Here is a 12,325-nt window from a genome sequence, read left to right as displayed (position 1 = left end):
GCTAGAAGAATATACTTCTCAATTGATTTAGTAAATGAAAGCGAGTAGATAAATTTGCGTAAAATAAAAGTGATGTCCATATTTGGGACGAGACCGGAAGCTATCAAGATGGCTCCGATTGTATTAGCATTGGAAAATCAATCCGATAAGTTCGAGTCTGTTGTCACAGTAACAGCTCAACATCGTGAAATGTTGGATCAAGTGTTATCTTTGTTTGACATCAAACCGGATTACGATTTGAATATCATGAAGAAACAACAATCGCTATCTGAAATTACAGCTAATGTATTATTGGGACTAGACCAAGTCATGAAAGAAGCAAAGCCAGATATCGTCTTGGTGCATGGAGATACAACAACAACTTTGGCAGCTGGGATGTCAGCTTTTTACAACCAAATAATGATTGGACACGTTGAGGCAGGATTACGTACGTGGAATAAAATGTCTCCATATCCAGAAGAAATGAATAGACAAGTGACAGATATCATGGCTGACCTTTACTTTGCTCCAACGGAACAAAGTAAAGAAAACTTATTAAAAGAAAACCAACCTTCAGATAAAATTTTTATTACAGGAAATACGGCTATTGATGCTCTTAAAGAAACTGTGAAAGAAGACTATACACACGAAGTATTAAGCAGGATCAAAAAAGACAGCCGCTTAATCTTAATGACTATGCATAGAAGAGAAAATCAAGGCGAACCTATGGCACGAGTTTTTAAAGCTATTCGAAAAGTAGTCGAAGAAGATGAAAGTATTGAGGTAGTCTATCCTGTTCATTTGAATCCAGTTGTTCAGGAGTTGGCTACTGAACTGTTAGGCAATCATAATCGTATCCATTTGATTGAACCGCTTGGTGTGATCGATTTTCACAATATAGCTGCTCGAAGCTACTTGATCATGACAGATTCAGGCGGTGTTCAGGAAGAAGCTCCTTCTCTAGGTGTACCTGTTTTAGTATTGCGTGATACGACAGAACGTCCTGAAGGTGTGGATGCAGGTACTTTGAGGTTGATAGGAACTGACGGAGCAGATGTTGAGCGCGCGTTAAGAGAGCTTTTAACGAATGAAGAAGTGTACCAATCTATGAGTTTGGCAAGTAATCCGTATGGAGACGGCGAGTCAGCTGAACGAATCCTTGAGGCAATAGCTTATTCGTTTGAACAAATAGAAGAGCGACCGCAAGATTTCTTAATCTGAAAGACAGGTAATTTGTTGTAAAATAGTCACAAATTTGTATAGATTACTTTTAAATAACATAGTATGATAGAAAAGAATTAGTTTTTATTTAAAAACGTCCAGACGTTGAAAGTAGGAGAAAAATGGATAACAATACACGTAGTCAAAGAAGACAACCTTCTCAAAAGAAAAAACCTTCCTTCATGAAAAAACTAGGATGCGGAATCGGAATCATCTTTATGATTTTATTACTAGCTGTCGGTGTTTTTGTGTTTAAAGTCTATAGCGATGTAACAAGTACAACAGATGAAATCTATCAAGATGTTGATAAAGAGGAACGACGTGAAGATCCAATCGAAGTAAAAAATAAAGAACCCTTTTCTGTCTTATTGCTAGGAGTAGATACGGGAGATTTAGGTCGTACGGAACAAGGAAGATCGGATACCATGATGGTCTTAACGGTCAACCCGAATACAAATCAAACGTCTATCGTAAGTATTCCAAGAGATACTTACACAGAAATCATTGGTCGAGGAACGATGGATAAAATCAATCACGCTTATGCATTTGGTGGAGCGTCTATGTCTGTCAATACTGTTCAAAATCTATTGGACATTCCAATCGATTACTATGTTGAAGTGAATATGCAAGGGGTCAAAGATATCGTGGATGCATTAGACGGAGTACAAGTTACACCGGCATTATCATTCAGTTATGATGGATACTCATTTGCAGAAGGACAGACTACTACTTTAGATGGTAATGCGGCTTTGGCTTACTCACGTATGCGTTACGATGATCCTAATGGAGACTACGGTCGTCAAGCTCGCCAAAGACAAATCATTATGGCATCTATGAACAAAGTGGCTTCTTTATCTTCCATTATGAACTACCAAGGTATTTTAGGAACGTTAGAAAATAATATGCAAACGAATCTTACTTTTGATAACATGCTCTCTATCTTTAATAACTATAGAGGAGCAGTATCAAATGTAGAGCAAATTCAATTAGAAGGTGCTGGAACGAAAATTGACGGTATCTACTACGCTATTGTGGATGATAGTGAATTAGCTGCAGTTTCGGGAGCTTTAAAAGAACAACTTGAAATCGAATAAATAATAAAAAATCTCATGATTGAATTCATGGGATTTTTTTGTGTTCTCTATTTCCTTTTGCTAGTATTGGTTTATCAGGTTGTCTAAGACAGGAGTGGATAAAATGGAACAAAAATGGGTAGTTTTTTATGTGTCTTCTCATGGTTTTGGGCATATGACGAGAAGTTTGGCGGTTATTGAAGAAATCATGAAACAAACATCTGACTATGTTTATTTAGTTTCTGGTGCGTACCAAAATGAGTTTGCCCGAAATTATTTAAAGAAATTTGCTGATCGTATGCAGTATAAAGATCTAAAAACAGATATCGGACTAGTAACTGTTCAAAATGGGTTAACGGTTGATGTGGAAGAAACCGAACAGCAATTGACTCCATTTGTAGCTAGTTGGGAAAATATTGTGGCAGAAGAAGTGGTGCAGTTAAAAGACATGTCTATCAAATGTGTTCTGACCGACATCACACCTATAGGAGCTTTAGTGGGAGAGAGATTGAAATTGAGAACCATAGGGTTGTCTAATTTCACTTGGGTAGAACAATATGAGTTTTTTCATATCCAACAGGAGATTATTGAGGCTTTTAAACAAGCTTATTCTCATTTAGATTTGTTTGGTGAGTATGCGTTGGCTTTATCCATGGAATCTGTTAATTGTCCTAGAAAGTCTATTGGATTTTTGTCTCGAGAATTGGATTGGAGTAAAATAAGTGATTTGAAACAACAGTATGGTCATAGTCTATTTATTTCTTGCGGCAAAGCGGTAAAGATAGATCATGTTCATGTTGAGAATTATTATGGGACTGTATTTACCACAAGCGGTATAACGGTTACTGGAAGTGATCGAATCATTGAGTTGCCAACAGATACGCAAGATACGCACAATTACCTTGCAGCGAGCGATCTAGTGATTACCAAAGCAGGTTGGGGAACAATTTCTGAGGCAATTACTTCAAGTAGAAAACTGGTATTGATTGAACGGGAAAGTGTTTTAGAAGACACTCACAATATTCAACAATTAAAAGAGGAACATTTGGCTATCTCAATAAAAGAAAGTGAGCTGGCTGCTTTGGATATTCCTCGGTTAGAAACACGAGCTGACCGGGATATTTCATTAGAGCGACTAAATCAGTATAGCAATCAACAAGATAAAGTCGTCGAGTTGCTGGGATTGAAGTAAACTTTTACTTGTCTCTGACTTCGTATAATTGTATCTTTTTCAGCAAAAACGTTATAGTAAGAGCATATTAAAGTGAAAAGGGGTCTTGATAATGGCACATTCTATAGACTATTCTTCAAAAGAGTATTTGGATAAGGTGGATGCTTGGTGGCGAGCGGCCAACTACCTTTCTGTAGGGCAGTTGTATTTGAAAGACAACCCGCTCTTACGAACACCTCTAAAAGCGAGTGATTTAAAATTCAACCCTATCGGACACTGGGGAACGATCCCGGGACAAAATATGATTTATGCTCATTTAAATAGAGTCATCAATAAATATGATCTCAATATGTTTTTTATTGAGGGACCTGGTCATGGTGGACAAGTAATGGTTTCCAATTCTTATTTAGATGGCAGTTATAGCGAAATTTATCCTAAAATCACTCAAGACGAAGCTGGTATGCAGAAACTGTTTAAACAATTTTCATTTCCAGGCGGAATCGGTTCTCATGCGGCACCTGAAACGCCAGGATCTATTCATGAAGGAGGAGAACTGGGGTATTCGTTGTCTCATGGAGTAGGAGCAATCTTAGATTATCCTGATGTGATTGCTGCTGTTACGATCGGGGATGGAGAAGCTGAAACTGGGGCTTTAGCCACTGCTTGGTTTTCAAATGTTTTTATCAACCCGGTGACTGATGGGGCAGTGCTTCCGATTTTGCATTTGAATGAATACAAAATTGCTAATCCTACTATTCTGTCTAGAAAGACAAATGAAGAATTGACGCAATATTTCAAAGGATTAGGGTGGGACCCGATTTTTGTAGAAGGATCTGATCCAGAAAAAGTGCATCCATTGATGGCTGAAAAAATGGATACAGCGATTGAAAAAATTCATTCAATACAAGAACAAGCACGGAAAAAAGACGCTGCGGAAGCAGAAATAGGTGTGTGGCCTGTATTGATCGTGCGTACGCCAAAAGGATGGACAGGACCAGAAGAATGGGAAACTGAACCAGTAGAAGGATCTTTCCGTTCGCACCAAGTTCCAATACCGGTAGATGCAGAACATACAGAGCATCTAGATGCACTAGTAAACTGGTTGCAATCGTATCGACCAGAAGAATTGTTTGATGCTAATGGCACAGTGCTGGATGACATCAAAGAGCTGGCTCCAAAAGGCAATCAACGAATGGCAGCCAACCCGATCACTAATGGGGGAATCGATCCTAAGCCATTAACGTTGCCTAATTGGAGAAATTATGCCATAGATATCAAAGTTCCTGGACAAGAGGATGCTCAAGACATGACTGAATTCGGAGGTTATGTACGAGACATCATTACAGCCAATCCAACTCATTTTCGGGCATTTAGTACAGATGAATTAAAATCTAATCGTTTGAATCGAGTATTCGAGGTAACCAATCGGCAATGGTTAGAAACAGTCAATGAACCGGAAGATGAATTCCAAGCCGCCAGCGGACGAGTGATTGATTCTCAGTTGTCAGAAAACCAAGCTGAAGGTTGGCTGGAAGGTTATACGTTGACTGGAAGACATGGTTTCTTTGTCAGCTATGAAGGCTTTTTGCGAGTTATCGATTCGATGTTGACCCAACATTTCAAATGGCTGCGTAAAGCGGATGAATTAAAATGGCGGAAAAAATATCCGTCTTTAAACATCATAGCTTCTTCGACCGTATTCCAACAAGATCATAATGGATATACTCACCAAGATCCTGGAATATTGACTCACTTAGCAGAGAAAAAAATGGAATACATTCGAGAATATTTGCCAGCAGATGCCAATACACTACTAGCAGTAATGGACAAAGCTTTTCAATCATCACAAAAAATCAATTTGATCGTATCCAGTAAGCATCCCAGACCTCAATTTTACAGCAAAGAAGAAGCAGAAGAATTGGTTGAGAAGGGATTGAAAATCATCGACTGGGCAAGTAATGATGATGGAGAACCAGACGTTGTCGTCGCTACCGCAGGAACGGAACCGAATTTAGAAGGGTTGGCTGCGGTGTCGATTTTAAGAGAACACTTTCCAGAATTGAAGATCCGCTTTATCAATGTTGTGGATTTATTGGTGTTGCGCAGTCAGAAAAAATCACCGCATGGATTAAGCGATAAAGCTTTTGATGAATACTTTACTAAGGACACACCGATTGTATTTGCTTTCCATGGTTATGAAGGGTTGATCCGCAATATGTTCTTTGACCATAACAATCGAAATCTGACGGTTCACGGCTATAGAGAAAATGGCGATGTGACGACTCCGTTTGATATGCGAGTCGTCAATAAGATGGACCGCTTTAATTTAGCCAAATCGATCGCTTCAGTTGGTTTGGGATGGAAGTCTGACGGATTCACGAAAGAGATGGATGATTTGCTGCAAAAACACTATGATTACATTCGCGAAGAAGGAAGAGATATCCCTGAAGTGACGGAATGGAAATGGAGTAATCAGTAAACAGCTAGTATCTATCCAGCACCAAGGAAAGCTCACAAATATCGTGAGCTTTTTTTGATGGACCGTTAAATTCTTCTTTACAGACTAGCTACTGAAGGATAAGTTCGATATAATAAACTGAAAAGCAAAGGTATCTGAGAGAACATGAAGGAGTGTTAGAAGAATGATTGATCTGCATTGCCATATTTTGCCAGGTGTTGATGATGGCGCTAAAACGATCGAAGATTCAATGGACATGGCCAGAACAGCTGTGGAAGAAGGAATCACCCATATATTGGCAACCCCTCATTATAAAAATGGACATTGGGATATTGAAAAAAAAGACCTTTTACCTTTAGTAGAAGAGGTGCAAGACGAATTAGATGCTAGAGGAATCCCCTTGACGGTTTTTCCTGGACAAGAAGTTCGAATCAATGGAGAACTTATGGAAGACATTGAGTTGGAAAAAGTTCAATTTATCGACGAAGGACAACAGTATGTGTTGATTGAATTTCCAACGCCATCTATACCGGCATATACGGAATCTTTATTTTTTAAATTGCAGCGTTCAGGCGTTACCCCGGTAATCGTTCATCCGGAACGGAATCATACAGTTTTGAAAGATCCGAATGTCCTGCTGCCGTTTATTGAACGTGGTGCGTTAGCTCAATTGACAGCGGCCAGTTATACAGGCGGCTTTGGAAAAGAGATTCAACAAGTCAGCAAAAAATTGATTGAAGCGAACTTGGTTCATTTCATTGCATCAGATGCACATAGTGTTTCTAAACGTTCGTTCCATATGAAAGCAGCTTTTGAAAAGTTAGAAAAAGAGTACGGTGCTCGTAAAGTAGAAGAGTATCATCAAGTAACAAAAGACTTGATTAATGGAGACGTAATCGTGCCTCCGACACCTACAAAAATCAAACGCAGCAAATTGTTTGGATTATTTTAATGATACAAAAAAGTAGAGGCGCATAATATGCCTCTATTTTTTTGTTTAATCTATTGTTACGCTCAGTGCGATACCTTTAGCGAAATCTTGTTTTTTAAGCAACTGTTTTGCATAGTCAGCAGCTTGGGTTTCATTTAAAGAAGTAGTGTCAAAGTGCAATTGGATGCCTTGTTTTTTAATGTATGTATAAGATGGATCTTCATTCTTCTCTAAAAGAGTGATGATTTCTTTTTGCATGAACGGACTAGTGACTTTTATCATTGTAAAACCTCCCTTTTATACGCTATTATTTTAACCGTTTACATTTTCGAAATCAATCTATTTTCAAAAATGGATTTTCCAGCAATTGTTATAGGATGCAACTTAAATGATAGAGAACACCCTATATGTTTTCTGACTAGGAAAAAAAGGCTAAATTTAGTATACTGAAGGAGTGCATAAGAAATACGGATAAATGATAAAGAAAATTTATTACTACTTAGGAGGAACGAAATGAAAAAAGTTAGAAAAGCGATCATACCAGCGGCAGGGTTGGGAACACGATTTTTACCTGCAACAAAAGCGATGGCAAAAGAAATGCTGCCAATCGTTGACAAACCGACTATCCAATTTATTGTAGAGGAAGCAATGGCTTCTGGAATCGAAGAAATCTTAGTGGTGACAGGTAAGAGCAAACGTTCTATCGAAGACCATTTTGATTCCAATATCGAATTGGAAGAAAATTTGAAAGAAAAAAACAAACTAGAATTATTGAAGTTAGTAGAAGAAACAACCAAAATCAAATTGCACTTTATCCGCCAGTCTTATCCCAAAGGTCTTGGAGATGCGGTCTTGCACGCGAAAGCTTTTGTAGGAGACGAGCCTTTTGTGGTCATGCTTGGGGATGACTTGATGGAAGATGACGTACCATTGACGAAACAATTGATTGATGAGTACAACAAGAACAAAGCTTCAAATATTGCCGTTATGGAAGTACCAAAAGAAGAAACATCTAAATACGGAATCATCAATCCTGAAAGACAAGTGGGCAAAAAATTATACAATGTCCGCAACTTTGTTGAAAAACCTAAACCAGAAGAAGCTCCAAGTAATTTAGCGATCATTGGTCGTTACTTATTGACACCGGAAATTTTCAATATACTAGAAACTCAAAAACCCGGTGCCGGAAATGAAATTCAATTAACGGATGCTATTGATAAACTAAATACGACTCAACGTGTGTTTGCTCGCGTCTTTACCGGTAAACGTTACGATGTAGGAGACAAATTCGGCTTTATGCAAACTAGTATCCAATACGGATTAACACATCCTGAAATAAAAGATTCTTTAAGTCAATACATTATCGATCTAGGAAAAGAACTAGAAGGCAAACCCAATAAAAGTAAATAACATATGAAAAAACAGCTGCTCTCATTATACTTTGAGCAGCTGTTTTTTTCATATTATTGTCGCACTTAGAAGGTTGCAGCTATGATATACTGCACGTAAGTTAAAGGACTAGGGTGTGGTAAAAATGAAAATAAAAGGGCGAGTCAAAATGATTTTACTCAGTGTAGGCTCAGTGCTATTCATCAGTGGGATTTTTCTATTTGTTGAAATGAGAAATAATCAAAAACAAGCCCGGTTGACGACTGAGTATATGACTTCAGATGTCTATCAACGCGAAAGCATCCGAGACCGTGCTGAATTTGTCACTCAAAGAGATGGAGAAATGGACATTGTAGTTTTAGGCAGCAGTGTAACGAAGGGGTTGGGTGCTACTGAAAGCCAACCGGTTTGGGGAGAGTTACTGGAGCGTCATTTGAACGCTCATAATAACATTCAAGTCTCTGTTCACAATTATGGATACAGTGGGTACAGTACGTCGGATTTGATTGAAAAGAATAAAATTTGGCCTGTGGTAGAAGCTGAACCGGATTTGATTATTTTTGAGTTGTGTTTAATCAACAATAATCGATACCCACAGAATCCATTGGTGCAGACTACAGCAGATATCCAGTGGATCATGGAGACCTTTACTAGAGAACTTCCGGATACGTTAGTCATCTTCACTACTGCGAATCCTACCATTTTTAATGATGTGTTACTGGCTGATGGAAAATTGACTTATGATCAGTACAATAAAGCTGTCAGTGCATTCATTGAAGAACAAAACTGGCCGTTAATTGACATTTATGAATTAATGATGCAGGAATTGAACAATCAGCATAAATCTGTTGAAGAGATTCTAACAGATCATGTCCATCCTAATGGAGATGGGTATCAGTTGTGGTACGATGTGATGCAAGAAAAATTATTTGTTCCTGTGAGCGGATTGTAGGAAAAAGTCATCAAGCGTATGTGTAAAATAGTTCTCGAGAGCCAATAATTTTACTGGAAAAAAGAAAGAAGGCACTTTATCATAAATGTATGCTTTGCAGGGCAAATACATAAATGAAAGAGGCCTTCTTATGGATAAGATTATATCAAAGGTTTATCAAATAATAAAGGATTCAAGCAACTTAATAGAAACAGAAGAAGCGATTCAAGGCTATATGTATGATGTGTTCGCTCAGTTAATGGGTCAGATTTTGTCGAACTTCAACGAAGTGATCAAAGAGGAAAAACAACGTGAAGGTTGGAAAGTAAAACGAGCAGATTGGAAAACGGTTCAATTTATTTTCGGTCCCGTTCGGTACCGGCGTACGCTAATGGTGGATACTAATAATCAGAACCATTATCCACTAGATGAATGGTTAGGCATTCGAAAATATCAACGCCATAGCCCACTAGTAGAAGTAAAAGTGTCAGAGTTGGTGAGTAAAGCTACTTATCGAGATACCGCAGCTATTCTAAACGAATGGACGGCCATTACGCTGAGTCATCAAACAGTCGGCAGTCTTCTTAAACGCGTTGGAGCAGCACAATCACGTGAGGATGAAGAAAATGTATTGGAACTAGAAGAAGCCACGGAGTTGCCCGAAGGAAAAAAGGTGGACTATTTTTACGCCGAAGCGGATGGGGTTTTTGTACGTGGGACAGAAAAGAAAAAAAGCTTAGAAGTTCGTCATGCCATCCTTTACGAAGGCTGGGAGAAAAACGGAAAGCGCGTTTCTTTAAAAGAACCTAAAGCCATCATGACGACTAAAAAAACCGCTGGTTTTTGGGCAGAAGTCCAAGCTTTTACAGCGAATCATTATGCCTTACAGCAAGCTCAAATCATTACCAATAGTGACGGTGGACAAGGGTATACCGCAGACAAATTCCAAGAAGCTTTTTCTCAATCGAACTATCCTGTTTTAAATCAACTAGACTCTTATCATGTCTTCCAAGGCTTAAACCGCGCGTTTGGATCGCAAACTAACGTTTTTAAACAGCATGTCCGTCAAGCATTAAAAACGCATGATTTAGATGAATTAACTATTTGGTTGGATACGTATGAAAGTACATTAGACGAGACACCGGCAGTGGAAAAATTGAATACGTTCAGAACATACGTATTACGGAATTGGGATCGGATTTTCGACTGGCGTGAAAAAGCAGAACAAGTGCCGAAGGACGCAAGAGGTTTAGGCGCAATGGAGTCGAATCAACGGCATATTTCTTTTCGAATGAAAAAACGTGGGATGCATTGGAGCGCAGAAGGCTGTGAAGCTATGGTAAAAGTAAAACAAGGCATGTTCAATCACACCTTACGCGAAGCCTATCTTCATCAGCAAAATAGAAGTACTCGGCAACAACGCAAGTTGAAACAAACGGTTCGTTTATCGTCGTTATTGCATGAGAAAACACGGCAATCAGTTGGTGCAAAGAATGGGACGATTCCATTATATGCCTCTCATTCATCGGCAATAGGACAATTAATCAAAAGTTTTCGTTAATTCCTGTCTTTTGGGAGAAGGTTCCTGGTTTTAGGAACGTTCTTCCAAAAGATGGGCCAGCAAGCGGCGGAGCCGTGCGGTAGCTGACAAGTGTACAAAAATAGAGTGCCTAAACTAGCGGAGTAATAGGACGCTCGAGAAAAACTTGACACAAACTCATCAAGCATATAAGTTGCGATTTCGACCGAATTTTTTTATTCTATTAATGTAGTAAAAATAGTGGACTAAAAAACTTTTAGGAGGCTAATGATGAATCAAAAATTTGATGAATTGAAACAGAAGCTTAAAAGTGTTGATAAAGCGCAGATTGGTGACTTAATGAAAGATTTTGAACGAGCTAAAGAGGACGGCAAGATCAACGAAAAAGAGCGCCAAGAACTGATGGATGCAGCAAAAAACGCAATAGGTGAAAAAGATCATTCTAAAGGTTTTGGCCTCTAAATTGAATAAAAAACAAAACTTAGATTTGTCTGAATTCAGGCCCGTCTAAGTTTTTTTATGGTTGAAAATAAAATAATGTCTGCTCAGGGCGTTATTGTTTAGCAAACGAAAAGAATAACGTATAATATAATTAGGATAAAAATTATCATATTATAGAAAAGAGGAATTAGTATGACAAAAATTGGTTCATTTCTTAAAGGTGCTTTAATCGGTGCTGCAATAGGATTGTTATATGCTCCAAAATCAGGGAAAGAATTACGCGTAGAATTGATGCAAAAGAAAGAAGATGCAAGAGACAGAGCTATGGATTACACAAACATGGCAAAAGAAAAAGGCTCTGATTTGCAGCAGGTTGCAAAAGATACTTCAGACGACATCAAAGTAACGTTAAAAGCCGGCTTTGAAGATGTAAAAGGTCAAGTTCAAGAAACTGCTGGACAAGTGAAAAACGATGCTAGTACTGTAGTGGATACTGCAAAAGAAACAGCGGAAGAAGTAAAAGTAAAAGTTGAAGAAGGTAAAGTCGAAGCTGATCAAACAGCAGAAGTGGAAAAACCTTAAGTTTAACGGTTAGAAAATATTAGGGGTTTGAATGTCGAATAGAGGAATGAATGAGGGGAGGAAGTAAAGTGGGTCTTGCTATAGGAATCGTGTTGGTTCTCTTGGCTGCCGGTTTGATTTTTTTGAATTTAGATTCGATGGTAATGCTGAATTTAGGTTTCACAGAATTCAATCCGCCGTTATGGGCCATCATGACAGGTTTGTTAGTAGCTGGTTTGATTGCTGGTTGGTTGATCATGCTTTCAAAAGAAAAGAAGAGTAAAGAAAAATTGCATGAAAAAAATGAGAAGCTGAGAGATCACGAAGACAAAATTCGGATTGCTGATAAAACTAAAGAAGAAGCTGTTGATCAAACGAAAAAAGAAACACAATCAGAGTTGATCAGAAAAAATGCTGAAATTGAAGGATTAAAACAACAAGTTCATACTCTAGAACAAGAGCTGAACAAACAGTTTCCGAACAATACTGCTGAACTTTCAACTACATCATCAAAAACTTCGAAAACTCCTGTTACACAAACTGAAAAACATGTAAGAGAAGTACAAGTTGAGCCAGAAAACAAAAAAAACTAGATAGGTTTTTTCCAATGAGTACTTTAGTTCATAGACA

At 38.3% G+C, this 12,325-nt stretch carries 12 protein-coding genes; 11 read left to right on the top strand and 1 reads right to left on the bottom strand.

Annotated features, from left to right (window positions below):
- The first annotated feature begins 54 nt into the window (after window positions 1-54).
- The 5 genes from wecB (at window position 55) to LMF32_RS00570 (ending at window position 6,854) form a co-directional block, all read left to right on the top strand.
- Complete coding sequence (wecB, locus tag LMF32_RS00590; protein WP_278046241.1) at window positions 55-1,200, top strand: UDP-N-acetylglucosamine 2-epimerase (non-hydrolyzing); 1,146 nt, start codon at window positions 55-57, stop codon at window positions 1,198-1,200.
- 122 nt (window positions 1,201-1,322) lie between these two features.
- On the top strand, window positions 1,323-2,294 hold the full coding sequence (locus LMF32_RS00585; protein WP_230523457.1) for an LCP family protein: 972 nt from the start codon (window positions 1,323-1,325) through the stop codon (window positions 2,292-2,294).
- Window positions 2,295-2,397: 103 nt separating this feature from the next.
- On the top strand, window positions 2,398-3,465 hold the full coding sequence (locus LMF32_RS00580) for a glycosyltransferase (protein WP_230523458.1): 1,068 nt from the start codon (window positions 2,398-2,400) through the stop codon (window positions 3,463-3,465).
- A gap of 103 nt (window positions 3,466-3,568) precedes the next feature.
- The gene (locus LMF32_RS00575; RefSeq protein ID WP_230525052.1) at window positions 3,569-5,923 is read left to right on the top strand and encodes a phosphoketolase family protein; all 2,355 of its coding nucleotides are present in this window, start codon (window positions 3,569-3,571) and stop codon (window positions 5,921-5,923) included.
- A gap of 163 nt (window positions 5,924-6,086) precedes the next feature.
- Complete coding sequence (locus LMF32_RS00570) at window positions 6,087-6,854, top strand: CpsB/CapC family capsule biosynthesis tyrosine phosphatase (RefSeq protein WP_230523459.1); 768 nt, start codon at window positions 6,087-6,089, stop codon at window positions 6,852-6,854.
- 45 nt (window positions 6,855-6,899) lie between these two features.
- Here the strand turns inward: LMF32_RS00570 and LMF32_RS00565 are convergent, their stop codons facing one another.
- On the bottom strand, window positions 6,900-7,115 hold the full coding sequence (locus tag LMF32_RS00565; RefSeq protein WP_188204438.1) for a hypothetical protein: 216 nt from the start codon (window positions 7,113-7,115) through the stop codon (window positions 6,900-6,902).
- 231 nt (window positions 7,116-7,346) lie between these two features.
- Between LMF32_RS00565 and galU the strand changes: the two genes are divergently transcribed.
- The 6 genes from galU (at window position 7,347) to LMF32_RS00535 (ending at window position 12,288) form a co-directional block, all read left to right on the top strand.
- Entirely contained in the window at window positions 7,347-8,243 is an 897-nt protein-coding gene (galU, locus tag LMF32_RS00560; protein WP_230523460.1) for a UTP--glucose-1-phosphate uridylyltransferase GalU, read from the top strand.
- A 124-nt stretch (window positions 8,244-8,367) separates the two neighbouring features.
- Window positions 8,368-9,174: an SGNH/GDSL hydrolase family protein gene (locus tag LMF32_RS00555; protein WP_230523461.1), complete on the top strand. Its 807-nt coding sequence runs from the start codon at window positions 8,368-8,370 to the stop codon at window positions 9,172-9,174.
- Window positions 9,175-9,304: 130 nt separating this feature from the next.
- The gene (locus tag LMF32_RS00550) at window positions 9,305-10,714 is read left to right on the top strand and encodes an ISLre2 family transposase (protein ID WP_230523462.1); all 1,410 of its coding nucleotides are present in this window, start codon (window positions 9,305-9,307) and stop codon (window positions 10,712-10,714) included.
- Window positions 10,715-10,963: 249 nt separating this feature from the next.
- Window positions 10,964-11,155, top strand: coding sequence for a hypothetical protein (locus tag LMF32_RS00545; protein ID WP_230523463.1), 192 nt, complete (start codon window positions 10,964-10,966; stop codon window positions 11,153-11,155).
- Window positions 11,156-11,326: 171 nt separating this feature from the next.
- Window positions 11,327-11,716 (top strand): YtxH domain-containing protein, encoded by a 390-nt coding sequence (locus LMF32_RS00540; protein ID WP_230523464.1) that lies wholly within the window; start codon window positions 11,327-11,329, stop codon window positions 11,714-11,716.
- A 68-nt stretch (window positions 11,717-11,784) separates the two neighbouring features.
- Window positions 11,785-12,288, top strand: coding sequence for a lipopolysaccharide assembly protein LapA domain-containing protein (locus LMF32_RS00535; protein WP_230523465.1), 504 nt, complete (start codon window positions 11,785-11,787; stop codon window positions 12,286-12,288).
- Window positions 12,289-12,325 lie beyond the last annotated feature (37 nt).

This window comes from Desemzia sp. C1, assembly GCF_020882875.1.
In the GTDB taxonomy this organism is placed as follows: domain Bacteria; phylum Bacillota; class Bacilli; order Lactobacillales; family Carnobacteriaceae; genus Desemzia; species Desemzia incerta.
Note: the sequence above shows the minus strand (reverse complement) of the source record. Positions and strands in the feature narration are given on the sequence as shown.